The 15,849-nt window shown below is 36.4% G+C and carries 15 protein-coding genes, 1 tRNA gene and 2 pseudogenes; 9 read left to right on the top strand and 9 right to left on the bottom strand.

The genetic code is table 11. From position 1 onward, the window contains the following. Positions 1–297 precede the first annotated feature (297 nt). The 3 genes from dapB (at position 298) to PVV63_RS03760 (ending at position 1,957) form a co-directional block, all read left to right on the top strand. Positions 298–1,110: a 4-hydroxy-tetrahydrodipicolinate reductase gene (dapB, locus tag PVV63_RS03770; RefSeq protein WP_273790708.1), complete on the top strand. Its 813-nt coding sequence runs from the start codon at positions 298–300 to the stop codon at positions 1,108–1,110. 28 nt (positions 1,111–1,138) lie between these two features. Beyond that, positions 1,139–1,759, top strand: coding sequence for a 2,3-bisphosphoglycerate-dependent phosphoglycerate mutase (locus tag PVV63_RS03765; protein ID WP_273790707.1), 621 nt, complete (start codon positions 1,139–1,141; stop codon positions 1,757–1,759). A gap of 113 nt (positions 1,760–1,872) precedes the next feature. Next, positions 1,873–1,957 (top strand) — tRNA-Leu (locus tag PVV63_RS03760). Between the two features lie 88 nt (positions 1,958–2,045). On the opposite strand, the pseudogene PVV63_RS03755 reads toward PVV63_RS03760, so the two are convergent. The 4 genes and pseudogenes from PVV63_RS03755 to PVV63_RS10360 all read right to left on the bottom strand — a co-directional run. After that, a pseudogene (locus PVV63_RS03755) lies at positions 2,046–2,229 on the bottom strand (helix-turn-helix transcriptional regulator); the annotation flags it as partial. A gap of 165 nt (positions 2,230–2,394) precedes the next feature. Continuing rightward, a pseudogene (locus tag PVV63_RS03750) lies at positions 2,395–3,012 on the bottom strand (lambda exonuclease family protein); the annotation flags it as partial. A 27-nt stretch (positions 3,013–3,039) separates the two neighbouring features. Next, entirely contained in the window at positions 3,040–3,219 is a 180-nt protein-coding gene (locus tag PVV63_RS03745) for a hypothetical protein (RefSeq protein WP_273790706.1), read from the bottom strand. A 94-nt stretch (positions 3,220–3,313) separates the two neighbouring features. Continuing rightward, positions 3,314–3,508 carry a hypothetical protein gene (locus PVV63_RS10360; protein ID WP_342753368.1) on the bottom strand — a complete coding sequence of 65 codons (195 nt, stop codon included), beginning with the start codon at positions 3,506–3,508 and terminating at the stop codon, positions 3,314–3,316. A 111-nt stretch (positions 3,509–3,619) separates the two neighbouring features. Here PVV63_RS10360 and PVV63_RS03735 point away from each other — a divergent pair, with 111 nt between their 5' ends. The 3 genes from PVV63_RS03735 (at position 3,620) to PVV63_RS03720 (ending at position 4,841) form a co-directional block, all read left to right on the top strand. Next, positions 3,620–4,282 carry a lysozyme gene (locus PVV63_RS03735; RefSeq protein ID WP_273790705.1) on the top strand — a complete coding sequence of 221 codons (663 nt, stop codon included), beginning with the start codon at positions 3,620–3,622 and terminating at the stop codon, positions 4,280–4,282. After that, the gene (locus PVV63_RS03730; protein ID WP_273790704.1) at positions 4,279–4,506 is read left to right on the top strand and encodes a hypothetical protein; all 228 of its coding nucleotides are present in this window, start codon (positions 4,279–4,281) and stop codon (positions 4,504–4,506) included. The genes PVV63_RS03735 and PVV63_RS03730 overlap by 4 nt, the downstream gene beginning before the upstream one ends. 131 nt (positions 4,507–4,637) lie before the next feature. Beyond that, positions 4,638–4,841, top strand: a complete 204-nt coding sequence (locus tag PVV63_RS03720) for a hypothetical protein (RefSeq protein WP_273790702.1) — start codon at positions 4,638–4,640, stop codon at positions 4,839–4,841. 125 nt (positions 4,842–4,966) lie between these two features. On the opposite strand, the gene PVV63_RS10355 is transcribed toward PVV63_RS03720, so the two are convergent. From PVV63_RS10355 to PVV63_RS03700, 5 genes are all read right to left on the bottom strand, one after another. Then, entirely contained in the window at positions 4,967–5,296 is a 330-nt protein-coding gene (locus PVV63_RS10355) for a hypothetical protein (RefSeq protein WP_342753367.1), read from the bottom strand. A gap of 180 nt (positions 5,297–5,476) precedes the next feature. Next, a complete protein-coding gene (locus PVV63_RS10465; RefSeq protein WP_404977281.1) occupies positions 5,477–5,674 on the bottom strand; it encodes a hypothetical protein in 198 nt (65 codons plus the stop codon). Positions 5,675–6,667: 993 nt separating this feature from the next. Beyond that, on the bottom strand, positions 6,668–7,612 hold the full coding sequence (locus tag PVV63_RS03710) for an outer membrane protein (RefSeq protein WP_273790701.1): 945 nt from the start codon (positions 7,610–7,612) through the stop codon (positions 6,668–6,670). 565 nt (positions 7,613–8,177) lie between these two features. Then, entirely contained in the window at positions 8,178–8,450 is a 273-nt protein-coding gene (locus PVV63_RS03705) for a hypothetical protein (protein WP_273790700.1), read from the bottom strand. Then, the gene (locus PVV63_RS03700) at positions 8,444–10,819 is read right to left on the bottom strand and encodes a mechanosensitive ion channel family protein (protein WP_273790699.1); all 2,376 of its coding nucleotides are present in this window, start codon (positions 10,817–10,819) and stop codon (positions 8,444–8,446) included. The genes PVV63_RS03705 and PVV63_RS03700 overlap by 7 nt, the downstream gene beginning before the upstream one ends. A gap of 180 nt (positions 10,820–10,999) precedes the next feature. Between PVV63_RS03700 and PVV63_RS03695 the strand changes: the two genes are divergently transcribed. From PVV63_RS03695 to ybaL, 3 genes are all read left to right on the top strand, one after another. Further along, complete coding sequence (locus tag PVV63_RS03695) at positions 11,000–11,377, top strand: hypothetical protein (RefSeq protein WP_273790698.1); 378 nt, start codon at positions 11,000–11,002, stop codon at positions 11,375–11,377. Between the two features lie 92 nt (positions 11,378–11,469). Further along, the gene (gene secD, locus PVV63_RS03690; protein WP_273790697.1) at positions 11,470–13,983 is read left to right on the top strand and encodes a protein translocase subunit SecD; all 2,514 of its coding nucleotides are present in this window, start codon (positions 11,470–11,472) and stop codon (positions 13,981–13,983) included. A gap of 99 nt (positions 13,984–14,082) precedes the next feature. Then, positions 14,083–15,834: a YbaL family putative K(+) efflux transporter gene (gene ybaL, locus PVV63_RS03685; protein ID WP_273790696.1), complete on the top strand. Its 1,752-nt coding sequence runs from the start codon at positions 14,083–14,085 to the stop codon at positions 15,832–15,834. The last annotated feature ends 15 nt before the right edge of the window (positions 15,835–15,849 follow it).

Raw genomic sequence — 15,849 nt, 5'->3', positions numbered from 1 at the left:
TGCATGAAGAACGCTCCCCCCTTAAAGAACGAAAGAAACAAAAGCGTAAAGTAATACACAATCTCCTTTAGGTGACATAAGCAAACCTTACTTAGGAATATTCATCACACACTCTAACGAAAAACATCTCTATTTAAATTTGCAGATCTTATATCACTTGCTCTAAACAACAGTATTTTACAGCACAACAAGATAAATTAAAGCAGGAAAAAAAATTTTCTATAAAGAAAAAGAACCATTGGAAAGAAGGCAAGAATTTGCCTATACTGCACAGTAAAGTATTATAAGGAGATAAAAATGCGCCTTACAGTTGTTGGTGCAAATGGAAGAATGGGACGTGAACTCATTACAGCAATCCAGCAGAGGAGAGATGTAGAACTTTGTGCTGTTCTTGTACGCAAAGGCTCACCGTTTGTAGGAAAAGATGCCAGTGCCTTAATTGGTTCAGATTCTCTTGGGATTGGTATCACTGACGATCCCAAAAATGCCTTTTCTAATACAGAAGGTATTTTAGATTTTTCACAACCAGAAGCCAGTATTCTTTATGCTAACTACGCTGCTCAAAAAAGCCTTGTCCATATTATTGGCACCACAGGATTTAGCAAAACAGAAGAAGAAAAAATTGCAGATTTTGCGAAATATACAACAATTGTCAAATCCGGAAATATGAGCCTTGGAATAAATCTTTTAGCCAACCTTGTAAAGAAAGCCGCTAAAGCATTAGAAGCCGATGATTTTGATATCGAAGTTTATGAAATGCATCACGCTGACAAAGTTGACGCCCCTTCTGGAACAGCCCTTCTTCTTGGCCAAGCAGCAGCTGAAGGGCGCAATGTTATGCTTAAAAATGTGCGTGTCAACGAACGCAATGGTCATATAGGTAAACGCAAAAAAGGCACCATTGGCTTTTCCTGTTCACGTGGTGGGACAGTTGTTGGAGAACACAGTGTCATTTTTGCCGGCTCCAATGAGCGCATTGTTCTTTCACATACAGCGCAAGAACGCTCTATCTTTGCCAATGGCGCATTAAAAGCAGCTTTATGGGCACAAAATCATGAAAGCGGTCTTTATTCAATGTTCGATGTTTTGGGATTGAACAATGAATTTTAAACAATCAATAGAATAGAGGCAATTCATAATGGGACGCATACTTACACTAATTCGTCATGGACAAAGTGAATGGAATCTCAAAAACCTTTTTACCGGTTGGAAAGATCCTGATTTAACAGAAAAAGGTCATGCCGAAGCGATAGCAGCAGGAAAAAAACTGAAAGAATATGGTTTGAAGTTTGATATCGCTTATACATCAGCCTTACAGCGTGCTCAAAAAACCGCTCAGCACATTTTAGAGCAAATGGGACAATCAGATTTAGAAGTGATAAAAAATCCTGCATTAAATGAACGTAATTATGGTGATCTTTCTGGTTTAAATAAAGATGAAGTACGCCAACAATGGGGGCAAGAGCAAGTGCAAATGTGGCGCCGCTCCTACACAATTGCACCCCCGAATGGAGAAAGCCTACGCGACACCGGTGCACGCATCTGGCCTTATTATCTTTACCATATCCAGCCTCATATTTTGCGCTCCCAAACTGTTTTAATCGCAGCGCATGGAAATTCTCTTCGTGCTCTTATTATGGCACTTGAAGGTCTCTCCGGTGAGGAAATTATATCTCAAGAATTAGCGACCGGTATTCCTATTATTTACACATTTAATCCGGATTCAACAATTTTATCAAAGAAAGTCCTCACACCTTAAACTTCTAAAATCATGATCTCCCCAAAAATTCAATTCAATCGTTTTAAGCTGAAAAAATAAATTCTATAATTTTATTGACAGAATTGCGTCATGCGCTTAGATGAATTTTATGAGCCCAGATGGCGGAATTGGTAGACGCGCAGGTTTCAGGTACCTGTGCCGTAAGGCGTGGAGGTTCGAGTCCTCTTTTGGGCACCATTTTGTATCTTTAATATATTGAAATATATAGATTTTTTTCTTTAAATAGCCATTTTTAGACCACCTTCTACAGTTTATATAATTTTATCTAATTTGTTCTTATTTGCTCCTTATTTTTCTTTGGAGTGAAGGTTAAGATCTCTTTCTTTTCTCCACCTCACTGCTCTCCCTAGCTTATATGGCTCCGAGAAACACCCCCTTGGAAGCACCAAATTGCGAATCGTTGTTGTGGATACACTAAAAAGCTGTACACACTCACGTGTCGTTACATAATAATTATATTCTTAAAATAATATAAGAACTTTATCTTATATTATTTTAAAATTCCCATCTATCTCCATCATCAAATATCATCTCATTACCTTTCTCTTTTTTATATTAATTAAATGGGTGGGGATGCTTAGGAAAGAGGAGAAGGAGAGAGCACCCCCATAGGTTTAAGCGGCTTTTGTCAAAATCTTTTGCATCTCTTGTTCTATTTCCCCTAAAAAGATTTCGACCGCTTTATTAATCTCTTCAATGTGTTTCTCATCACGGAGAATGCGTTTTATTTTCATTCTCAAACCAGTAGATTTGCCTACAAAGTTTGGATTATAGCTCATGAAATCACACCACTTTCGTCCAGTGCATGCCATTTGGAATTGCAGTTGTGCGTGATATTCTGGTTTGATTTCGTCATACATAAAAAAACGCAAATGCGTGGTTGATTGTGGACATTTGACTTCGATTAAACCGTCCTCTCCAATCAACCCATCAGGACTAGCCCCCGCCATTTCCATTTTTGGGTGTGGGATAAACCCGCATCTTGTGACTTCTGCGTCATAAATGAATTCATATTCTCTTAAGGCATTCTCTTCATGTTCAATGCCCCATTGCATAGCAGGTGTTGTATAAGATTGACTTATTTCCTCTATTAAGCGTTCTGTCATGAGTTTCGTTTTGTAGTCTTCATATTTGCTTGTAGGCAAACCTTTTGCTGTCTTACTGAGTACGTTGTAGACATTAGATGCGGTGACTTTCCCTAACCTTGCTTGAAAACATTCTGCTGTTCTTTGTCCATCTCACACCGCCGTTTGTTGCTCTTATTGTGCTTGATTCATTTGCGAGCATTGCTTTTTTTTCAAAGAAAACAAAGCGATTTTGGCTTGTTTATAAGACATATCTGTGAAATTTTTTACTCCTATGAAGGCATCCTCTAATAAAATCTTAAAATCTTTAGGTGTATTAAAATATTCACTTGCATCAAATTTAGTAATTTCCATGTTTTATTTTCTTTACTAATTGAAGAGCTTTTTCGATATCCTTTTGTTGTATAGATTTATCACCAACATTCAGTAATAAGATAATCTCTTTTCTTTATTTGAAAAAATAAACACGATAGCCTGGTTCGTGATTTAGTTTTAATTCTCCAATTTCACGAAAATATTTCATATCACCTAAAAGACCATATTCAAGGCGAAAAATACGTGCAGCAACCTTCTTTTGCGCTTGTCTGTCTTTTAATGAATCTAACCACTTTATAAAATATAGTGTTTTTTTGACAACAAACATCTGTAGTTTATATGCTACATAGATTTTAACAAGCTATCCTTTCGAATGAGAAAGATGTCAATTTTTTAATCCAGCTCTGCTTTTCGCGGAGCTTTTTTTATGGAGAATCACATGCAAAAAATATCATCAGAAGGACTAGCACTTATTAAACAATGGGAAGGTTTGCGTTTGAACGCCTATAAAAATGCCATTGGGGTGTGGACAATAGGTTATGGACATACAAACAGTGCTGGAAAACCTTTTGTTCACAAAAGCATGACAATCACTGAAAAGCAAGCAGAAGAACTTCTTTGCCAAGACTTAAGACAATTTGATAATGCTGTTGAACGCGCTGTTACAGTTTCATTAACGGATGAACAATTCGCGGCGTTAGTGTCCTTTTGCTATAATGTAGGAACAGGAGCCTTTTGTAACTCGACACTGTTAAAAAAGCTCAATCAAGGTAAATATGAAGCTGTCCCTGCCGAGCTACAGAAATGGACCAAAGCAGGCGGGAAGCGTCTTGAAGGTCTCGCACACCGGCGTGCGGCAGAAACAGGCTTATGGGCAAAAGGGGCTTATGTTTCCTCCAATTATCAAACAGTAGAAACGCAAGCACCAACGGGGGTTTTCAAAGCCGAAGCCCTTGCACCGATTATTGGTTCTTTTTCTGGGCTTGGAGGCTTATTAGCAGGAAATGGACCAATCCAATGGGCTTTGGCCACCATTATGATTTTAGCCGCATGTGCTGGTATTTTCTTTGTTGCTAAACGCTTTCAGGAGCATCGTCTATGATCTTATGGATGAAAAGAAATCTGATGGTAACAGGTGCGGCTTTAGCCGCTTTTTTTATTGCCTTGGCAAGAGCTTTTACTCTTGGGAAAAAAGCAGAGCAACAAAAGCAAACAGAAAAAGCTTTAAAAGCAGCCACAACACGTCTGGAGGTGGAAAGTGAAGTTAATCAAAAAAGTGATGCTGATGTGCGTGCTGCTCTCTCTGACTGGTTGCGCGACAAATAAATATGTTTCTTCTTGTGTTGGCTGGTTGCCAATTTATTTAAGCCAGCAAGATCTGAACGCCTTCAGTTCAAACTTAGCAAGAGAGATCTTAAAGCACAATAATCTAGGTGAACGCGTGTGTGGTTGGAAACATGGTTAGAAAAAAAACACAAGACGATATAGAAATTACAGAAGCAGAAAAAGAAATCCTTCAAGAAATCATCATGACCTACAAAAGTGTAAAAGTGATGTCACGTTATACAAAATGGATTGTATTCATCCTCTTTTTGCTTATCCTTGATTTTGCTCGTCTTATGGATGTGATAGACAATGTCTGTGCACGTTTAAAACAGTGACTAACCAAAAACTGAAAGCTTTACCCTTCCCCGCTTTTAACACAAGGAATGAGAGATTATATCGTAATCTATCCGCTAATCGCTTAAGTGTTTCTTAGACACCTGACTTGATAATAGACATATTATCAAGCCTCTCCTGATATAAAAGACGCCCATTGTTCTAAGGGGACACGGCGCTGTTCTAAAAAATCCGTCCGCATGTAAGCCTTTGTCACTGACTTTTCAACTGAATACGCAAGAACAGATTCTGCAATTTCAAATGATGTTGACGTTGTCTCTGCTATCCAGTCCCGCAGAATCGATCTGAAACCATGAAGTCTATAATCAAAACCTTTGTCTTTCATGAAGTTAGAAAGTGCTACATCCGATATAGGCTTTCCAGAACTCTCAGCAAATAAAAAAACATTTTTTTGCTTTTTCAATAACAGCAAGCGCTTCAGCTGTAAGCGGCACATGAAAGTCAGAAACCTTTCCAACAATTCTCTTCATATTTTCTTTTGGGATAATCCATATTGATCTATAAATCTCTTCTGACCTGAATATGCCTGATTGGAATAGAACGCCCTCCCCCCGTCAAAATAAGAAGTGTTAAGGCTAGATTTGATACAAGCTCATCATTTTAAGATTGAAAAAACTTAGGCATTTTTTCCATGGCATTGCTGGATATTTTTGGTATTTTGAATAAACTTTTCTAATAAAGCTTTTGCTTTTAATTGCATATCCACATCTATACCAAGTGCCACCGCATGTTTTATAGCTATATTCAAGTGGGATAGAGTTTTACTTGCTGTTTCGTTTTTTGTCTTCCAAATGGGAGAAATGCATCCTTTTATATCAATTTGCGTCAGTTCAGTAATTGGCGTATCATCAAATTTAGGAAAAACATGTTACTCAAGAGGTATTAGCCACCTTGCTGCTTTTCCTTCATTTTTCAATTCGTTTTTTTGCTTAAAACGCACTGGAGGCAATTTCTCGTAAAGAAATACCACCCCTGCCCGACGCAAATTTTCTTTTTGTTTTCGGCAAATTGGGTCAATTCCTTGATCCAAAAGATCACAACAAGCTGAAGTTTTGAACCATGCTTCTTTTAAAGGTATCTTGCTACAAGAGCCTAATCCCATTTCTCGTCGTCTTTTATTGAGGTAAAATCTAAAAAACTATCATCCTTGATCTGGTGTAGTTTTGATAAGCCATAAACCAGCTTTGTCAGCATATTTGCCTTTAGATAGATACAGATAAGACAGACAGTCTATCACGTGTTCTTGTTCTTCGAACCACCTTTTAAAAACCATCTTTTGAATCGCACTTAGAGCACTTTCATCTGGTACAAAGATTATATATAAAAGGCAATTTAATAAATAAATAAAAACAATTAGTTATTAAATAGAACAAAGATAAACCGCGCTATCAGATGATATTGCAGAGAGTTCTAAGAGAAGAAAAAATTGGTGCACAAACGTGCACGCCGCCCGCATCGCTCTATGTGAATTTTCTTTATTTTCTCATTACTTAGATAGTAAAAACTCTCTTTAAATTTACTGTTTGTAACTCTATAACGATATTATAAAATGATAACTGTAATAATATGAAAGACGAATTAATCCTTCTTTGCTAACAAATATTTCAACCACACCTCGTGAACTAAAAATTTTTCATTCTTAACAATTAAGAATCTGAGTAACTCTTCCTTACCTCCTCATTCTCACTCAAAGTCAAAGCTCCCTTTTTTCACCATAAAATAGTATTTGCAATGCATAAAATTAAAAAATAAAGGCCCTATCAAAGAAATAGGACCTCTTAAATTTAAGCTCCTTTATCCTACAAAACTAGAATTTGTAAGCTATTCCTGCGCGAAAATCATTCGTCTTATACTTAACTTCAATCTCGTCTTTAAATTTCTTTTTACCAAAATCTGAGTAACGGTATTCCGCACGCACAACAAAATGGTCTGTCATTGCAAAATCAACACCACCACCGAGAGTATAACCAATCATCGTTTTTGTTACATCCGATGTCCTATTAAATGGCTCACTTCCCGTAATTACTGTCGACAAAATATCTTGAAACTGTCCATAAGAAACACCACCAGCAATATAAGGCATCACACGCCCTGCAGAAAACCCAACACGCACCCGTGTAGCACCTGTCCATTTTTGTTTTAACGTATGATTAAAAGTTAAACTGTCTTTCTCTTCTTTAGCCTCTGTAGCAGAACGAGAAAAGCCTCTACCCTGTCTCCTGACAAGTTTTGCCCTTTTTTGACTTTTTTTTTCTGTACTTGCATCAGTATCACTACCCGATTCTTTAGTACCCAATCCTTCAGTGTCCTTTCCATCAGTATCAGTCCCACCAGCACTCGATTCATCAGCCTGAAATTTTGTTTTTGTATCCTTTTTTTCCGTTAAAACGATATCCGTATCAATCCCCATAATAAAATTATTACCGAGATCAAAATTAACACCCGCATAAAAACCACCTATAAATCCAGAAAGATCGGGCAGATACTGTTTCTCGATGGGGATCCATGGTTTACTTTTACTCTCCTCAGTATGATGGAGAGGAATATCAACATGAGGCGTTATTGCAGAAATTTTACTTGAAAAGCCCCCAACTTGCCCCCCAAAATAAAAACCTGCCCAAGAAAAAGGTGAAGAAGCAACAACTTCTGAGGCAACATGTACTGGCTCTTCGTGAGTCACCACATCTGCAGCCTGTACTATAGAAGGTGAAATCAAAGAAAAAACAGATGCTGTTATAAATTTTGTATTCATAAAATTATACCCCATTGCTAAATTTAAATATAATCAAAAATCACATTTAGAAAAACAAAGTTTTATAAAATCTTATGCCGCAAAATCGCATGTACTCCTTTATAGTTACATTTAAATCTATCACTATACTAATATATCATTACATCAAAATTTAATATTATCAAATAAATTTTAAAATATTATAATAATCAATACTTCAAATAATAAATATTTAATAAAAAAACCTATTATATTTTTAAAAGGAAAAAATATAAAACATTTTGTACCAATAATACTGCAAAAAAATCACAAAATAGTACATTTTATGCATTTTTTATGAGAAAAAATTCTAAAAATGATGTAATAATTTTTAGAAAATTGATATCCATTAAAAATATTATAAATACCTCAATAATCTTACATCAAAAATGCATAACTGTAGATTCTACATAGTATAAAAAATCACACCTATTTTATACTAAAATCATACCTTTTTTCTACCATTTTCTAAAGGATGAGATTATTAATTACGCACAATATCATTATCCTTCTAAATCTTGTCCCCAAACAAAAATTCTCAATTATTTTATTTAAAAATTGCTCTTCCCCTATTGATTTCTATATTATCATCTGCCTTTATTGCAAAACGGTCTTTATTAGGAAAAGTTATAAAACATCCCTTCATACAAATTGTAATTGTTTGATGAGTATTTAAAGAAATTTTTGAAGGTATACTTCCTTCAACAACAATGAGAGATTGTATCTTTAAATCAGTATTCTTCACTGTTGCAGCAAAAGCTGTTATGGTAAAAATACTTAACAGAATAACTGTAATCAAAACATAAGTATATTTCAGCATTCTAAGATTCCTTCCTCAGCAAAACGCTTATATAGGCTAAATCGAAGAGCGTTGGTTATATGAGAAGGTGAAATAATATTAGGCACATAAATAGCTAAATTAAAGGAAAAACTCTTACGATCAAATGCCGTAAAACTCACCTGTGGGATAGGATTTTTTAAAACGCCTTCTGTCGAAGAAGCAATCTCTAACAAAATTTCAACAACATGCTCTGGAGTAACCTTAGATGATACAATAACTGGTATATCAATTCGTCCTACTTTATTGCGTCGTGTCCAATTACTAACATTATTATTAATAAGGCTTGAATTGGGAATAATAATCGTCTTACGCTGAATAGTCTCAAGTTCCGTTGCACGCACACTAATACGCTTAACAATACCAGCTACTGATCCAGATTCTATATAGTCTCCTATTTTAAATGGTCTTCCAACTAAAATAATAAGTCCAGAGACAAAGTTTTGGACAATATTCTGTAAACCAAAACCTATACCCAGTGAAAGTCCTCCAGCAATAAGAGCGAAATTTCTAAGATCCAAACCTGCCATTGATAATCCCGTCAAAGCAGATACAACAATGCCTCCATAACTTATCACTGTTTTGATAGAATTACGTATACCAGAATCGAACTCTCCATGAACCAACACCACACTATCTAACCAACCAATAAATCGGCGAATAAGAAACCAGCAAACACAAAAAGAAATCATTCCTGTTACAAGAGAAATCAAAGAAAGAGTAATATTTCCAATCTGAAAACCGGTCACCGATTGCCACAAAACTGCTTTTAAATCAGAATAGGAAAATCCAAACTGTACAGCAATTGGTATTGCACAAAATATAACAACAAATAAATTGAGAAAAACGCTCACAAAAACTCCCAATTGATTCATCGTTTTTTCTTCTAAATGAAACCTCTGCATCAAAAGGTGACCAACCGTTGTTTTCATAAATTGGTCTTTAGTTCCAAGTGCTTGAGCGCTTTGTATTCCTAAATACATGAGAACTAAAAATGCTCCATCAATCATAATTTGCTGCATAATAAAACGCGCAAGACCAACATAACCTAAAAAATTCAATACAAAGAGCAGTAATCCCAAGCCAATAAGAGGAATGCGTATGTAAAATGGACAAAAGTATGGCTCTTTTTTTTCTCCTTGAAAAGGCCTACGTCTAAACCGCAAAGGTACAAATGATATTATAAACAGCAATATTGCTACAAGAAAAACAGCAATAAAACTTTTAGCAATTGTCAAAGATAGAGGCGCTGAAATGATTTCATAAATACTATCAAGAACAGCGTCAAATGCCAAAACACCCCCTAAAGAAGTGAGTAAAATCACTAATTGATAAGCAGATGATGGTGCAATACTGAGAAGACGCACATGGGGCATATTCGATGATAAAAGAACAATCGCTAAGCGATTGATTAAAAATACTAAAATAATTTGACAACCTATCATATCAAAAACTGTTGTAAGCTTACCTAGATCTAAGTTAAAACTACGAAACAAAAACAACACAAGATAAACGCAAAGAATACATACAAGTGAAGGTAAGAGAACTGAAATAAAGGCAATCAATAAGCGTTGTAAATAAGATATTTCCTCATTAGACTTCGTAAAGTGGCAATACACATGAACAAGAACTTTTTGAGAAAAATACGAAAGACCCAAAGTAATAAAAAGTGGAATTAAAAAGCAAAGAAATAGTTGTAAAAACTTGAAATAAAATATAAAATTCCACCAAGAATCTAACAACAAAAGAAAATCTGATGAAGCCTCTTTTGTTTTTTGGGCGAGATTTTTAACCATCGGAATCGAAAACTCAAGCCTATACGTAAGCGTGCGTTTAAAAAGCTCCCGAGATTGAGAAATAGAAAGTTCAGCTATTCTATTTGCTGCTAAGAAAATTGCTTCAAAACGAAGCATGATACTGTTAATTTTAGCTTTTTGCTCTATCAAGTAAGAATATTCCTTCACTGAGCTTTTCAGTTTTTTCACGTCACGATGGAGCTCCGTTAATTGATCAAGAAGTGTATTAACCTCATTAAGAGGAGGACGCAAAACAAATGCTGCCTCAATAGCACGTTCACTGATATCTTGTGCACGTAACCGCAATTCTTCTAAAGCACGCTCATCTTCTGGCTTTCTGTCAAAATCTCTTTTTAAAGTTTCAGTATTTTCTTCAAGAGTTTCAATAATCAACAGTTGTTGTTGAATAATTTCATCAACTGAATAAGAAGCTATCGTTTGTTCGACAATTGTACTTTGTGCCCCCCGATTCCCCCATGCACCAGAATTAAATACAAAGATAATCCCCAAAAGAAGGAAAAGTATGTGGATGTTTTTTCTACAAAATGAATACATATCTACCTTACAAGCACAAAAAGGATTTTATTCCTCTCTTTTAAATATGGTATAAAGCAGCTATTTTCAACTTTTATAGAATAATCTTATAAAAGCTTTCCCTTATCCTATAATACTGATAATAAGATAAAAGAATGATAAATAATATGAACTCAATAAGATTAACGAAGGCACTCTAGCATGTTTTTTTTGCACCTTTATTGCAAAAAAGAAGATTTTCTTCCTTTGACAACCTGGATTTTTCTATCCAGTTTAGGTGTATTCTTGACGAGTACCTTAGGAACGCGTGCTTACTTAATCAAACAATCACACACCAATAATATCATTAAAACGAATAGATTTGATTTACAAAATAAGTGTGATCAGTTGAATGCTACCACAACTGAAAACAAAAAACTTGTAACACCCCATGCAGAATCTATTTTTATGAGAACCGTTCAAAGAATCCTAACATTGGATTTCTTTTTAATAAAGGTTCCAGCTGTTGACACACGATTTCGTAACGTTAAAACGCAATATTTCTCAAATAAACGCGCTCCTCCCAATGAACATACTTAATTCTCTTCCTTGAATTATAAAAACGATCATCTTATTTTACTTGTGCTTTTAACTTTGAATAACTGTTAGATTGCCTATTAGCGGAATATATCATGCGTACACCTGGTTGGTTAACTACCCTTTATTGTTTTATTCTTTTAAGCAGCATTTATGTTGCTTTACCCAATTTATTTTCACACGAACAAGTTAAAAACTCGAAATTCTTACCCGACACCCGCGTAGCACTTGGTCTTGACCTTCAAGGAGGCTCTTCTCTCCTGCTCGAGGTTGATAGCAAAACGTTAAAACGCGATCAGTTACATATAGTTTTAAGCAATGTGCGCAATGTATTGCGTGAAAAACAAATCCGCACCTCAAGTGTGCGTATCGTTGAAGATAGCGTTATTGCCCTTATTTCTGACCCATCGCAAACTGAAAAAGCACTCTCTGCTTTGAAAACATTAATAACCCCCATACACAGTAGCTTTGGCACAACAGAACATAACATCACGATCAGTGCTCAAAATGAAACTCTCCGCGTCACATTAACGGAAGCTGGTATAAAAGACCGTGTAAGCAATGCTATTGAACAAAGCTTAGAAATCATCCGTCGTCGTATAGATCAAGTTGGTGTTTCAGAACCAGCCATCCAAAAGGTTGGAAATGATCGTATTATGGTCCAATTGCCTGGCCTACAAGATCCAAAACAACTGCGTGATCTTTTAGGAACAACCGCTAAGATGAGTTTTCATCTTGTTCCTTCTAATGTGGATCCCAATAATCCCCCTATAGGTGTTTCTATTCTCCCTGGATACACTGATGCAACACAACATTATGCAATTTATGATCAAATTGCTTTAGATGGAAATGTCCTGAAAGATGCCCGTGCAGGTTTTGACCCCCAAATACCAGGACGTTCCATTATTTCATTTACTCTAGATTCTGCTGGCGCAAAAATATTTGCCGATATAACACGACAAAATATTAACCGTCCTTTTGCCATTGTTCTGGATAATAAGGTTTTAACCGCTCCGACCATCAATAGTGTCATTCCCAATGGACAAGGTCAAATTACAGGAAACTTTGACCCCAAAGAAGCCTCAACTCTGGCTGCTCTGCTTCGTGCTGGTTCCCTCCCCGCACCACTCACGGTCATTGAAGAGAGAACCGTAGGTCCAAATCTTGGTGCTGATGCCATCCAAATGGGACTTTACACCGGCATAATTGGCTTTATTCTTGTTGCAATTTTTATTTTTCTTCTCTACCGTATTTGGGGATTAATTGCCAATATAGCACTAGCTCTGCACACGATTTTAACATTTGCTGCACTGAGTCTTTTGGGAGCTACGCTTACGCTGCCTGGTATTGCTGGTATTATTTTAGGCATCGGTATTGCCGTTGATGCTAATATCCTTATCAATGAACGTATCCGTGAAGAAAGTCGAAAAGGTGTGGGTGCTTTTGCAGCCCTAGATCGTGGATTTAAACACGCTTTTGCAACCATTGTTGATGCAAATGTTACGGCAATTATAGCGACTGTCTTACTATTTTGGTTCGGCACCGGTCCCGTTCGTGGTTTTGCCGTAACAATGTTGCTTGGTATTATCATCTCCATGTTTACAAATATCACCATTGTACGCATCATCATGATTTGGATCGTTCGTAAATGGAAAATTAAAAAGTTGCATATTCACTCTGCTTTCAACATCATGCCACAAAACACAACTTTCCACTTTATGAAAGCACGCTTCATTGGTATTGGCGTCTCAATTGTTTTATCAATGGCTTCAGTTTTTCTCTTTTTTAAGCCTGGATTGAATTTTGGTATTGATTTCATTGGCGGAAGCCAAATGAGTATTACCACGAAAGCACCAGCAGATCTAGCAACTCTGCGTTCCAAGCTTTCTACTCTTAATGTTGGTGAAGTTTCCTTGCAAAATATTGATAACGAAAACACCGTATTAATTCGCATGCAGAAACAAAGCGGTAGCGAAGCACAACAAACCATCGCCATTGATAAGGTTAAAACAGCTGTACAAAATATCTATCCCGATACCACATTCGATCAAATAGAAGTTGTGGGTCCCAAAATTTCAGGCGAGCTTGCCACAGCTGCTTTTACTGCTGTTATTCTTGCGGCTATTGCCATGTCTCTCTATATATGGTTACGCTTCGAGTGGTTCTTTGCAGTTGGAGCAATTATCACTCTCATTCTAGACACCACAAAAATGATTGGCTTTTTTGCTTTATTTCAATTTGATTTTAATTTAACGGCTATCGCTGCGCTCTTAACAATTGTTGGATATTCTATAAATGATAAAGTTGTCGTCTATGATAGGATGCGCGAAAATATGCGTCTTTATAAAAAAATGCCGTTGCGCGAGCTGATTGATCTGTCAATTAATCAGGTTCTTGTACGTTGTTTTTTTACATCAGCTACAACAATTCTTGCGATGCTCCCCATGGCGATATGGGGTGGAAGTGCTGTTCATAATTTTGCATTACCCATGGTCTTTGGGATTATTATTGCAACATCATCCTCTATCTTTATTGCTGCTCCTATTTTACTCCTGCTAGGAAATTGGTGGCGTGAGCGAAATAATCGTGCAAATATCAAAGTGAAATAAAAATGCCCTTTAATGCGTATGGTACATCTCGCCTCTCTTCTCATAGAAATATAGTCGTTTTCATTCATTCGCTTTTTGATCAAGAATAGTAAATAATCCATGCTCCACGACACACCACTTATCACAACTATTGTTGCAGGCTTATGTTTAGCATTTCTCTTGGGAATGATTGCGAGCCGTTTACGTATTTCACCACTTGTAGGCTATTTGTTAGCTGGTGTTATTGTGGGACCCAATACAGGCGGATTTAAAATAGATTCCGTCATCATTAATCAACTTGCTGAAATTGGTATTATTTTGCTGATGTTTGGTGTTGGGCTCCACTTTTCATTAAAAGACCTTTTATCTGTCAAAGCTATTGCTGTCCCTGCTGCTATTGCACAAATGGCATTTTCTACTTTTCTAGGTTTGTGCCTTGGTCTGATTATGGGATGGGGCTTCAGTGGTAGTTTGATCTTCGGTCTTGCTTTATCCATAGCAAGTACTGTTATCCTGCTACGTGCTTTGCAAGAGCGTCATCTTATTGAAACAGAAAAAGGACGCATTGCCGTTGGATGGTTGATTATTGAGGATTTAGCAATGGTCCTTATACTTGTCCTCATCCCTTCCTTGGCAAGTGCTCTCAGCAATACCAAAAAAGAAGCGTTGGATCCTCTTGTTCAATGGTTGGATTTAAGTATTTGGGGTATTTTTGGTCTCACCATCCTGAAAGTAATTGTATTTATTGCACTTATGCTCGTCATTGGGCGACGCGTTATCCCATGGCTTTTAAAAATGAGCGCACAATCGGGATCACGTGAATTATTTCGTCTTAGCGTCTTTGCTATTGCATTAGGAGTAGCTTTCGGAGCCGCTCATTTATTTGGTGTTTCCCTTTCTCTTGGTGCTTTTTTTGCTGGTATGGTCATGAGCGAATCAGAATTAAGCCACCGTGCCGCGGAAGAATCTTTACCACTGCGCGATGCTTTTTCTGTTCTCTTTTTTGTTTCTGTAGGCATGTTATTTGACCCCGAGAAACTCTTAACTCATTTTTTCCCTCTCTTAGCAACCTTATTCATTATCGTAATCGGAAAATCTGCTGTTGCCTTTTTCATCGTTAAGGCTTTTCGCTATTCTAATGCAACAGCTTTGACTATTTCTGCAAGCCTTGCCCAAATCGGAGAATTTTCCTTTATCCTTGCTGGTTTAAGTTTAAGCTTAGGACTTTTAAACAATGACGCTCATGATTTAATTCTTGGAGGAGCAATTTTTTCTATTTTGCTTAATCCTCTTGTTTTCATTGCCTGTAATAAAATTAAAAAACGTCTAGAAAAAAATTCTGCATCTTCACAAAATACCCAAACAATTATTGATATTGATCCACAAGATCCTGACCAAGATTTTTTACCGATGACCTTAAAAAATAACCATATCGTAATTATTGGCTATGGTCGTATCGGTAAGTGTGTTGCATTATCTTTAATAAATAGAGGTGAACCTATAGTGATCGTAGAAGAATCAAAACGCCTCTCTGATAAAGCGATTGCAGATGGCTTTGAGGCTATTTGCGGCAATATCATTCAACAAGAAATAATGAACGCAGCAAATATAAATAATGCACATAAAGTTGTTATTACAATGCGAAGTACCATTGAAGTAGGAGAATGTATCGTGAATATCCGTGATATGAAGAAAGATATCCAAATAATCACACATGCATTATCCGACACAGAAACAACATATCTCATTGATTTAGGTGCTGATGTTGTAGTAACAGATGATGAAGAAATTGCCAATGGCATTATAGAGTATATAACAGAACGAAAATCTGTAAGGAATATGCTCAATCATGAAAATTTACAGAAAACATAAAATGGATACAGAATC

The organism is Bartonella sp. CM31XJBT, assembly GCF_028618555.1.
In the GTDB taxonomy this organism is placed as follows: domain Bacteria; phylum Pseudomonadota; class Alphaproteobacteria; order Rhizobiales; family Rhizobiaceae; genus Bartonella.
The sequence above is the reverse complement of the archived record's forward strand: the minus strand, read 5'-3'. Positions and strand labels throughout refer to the sequence as shown.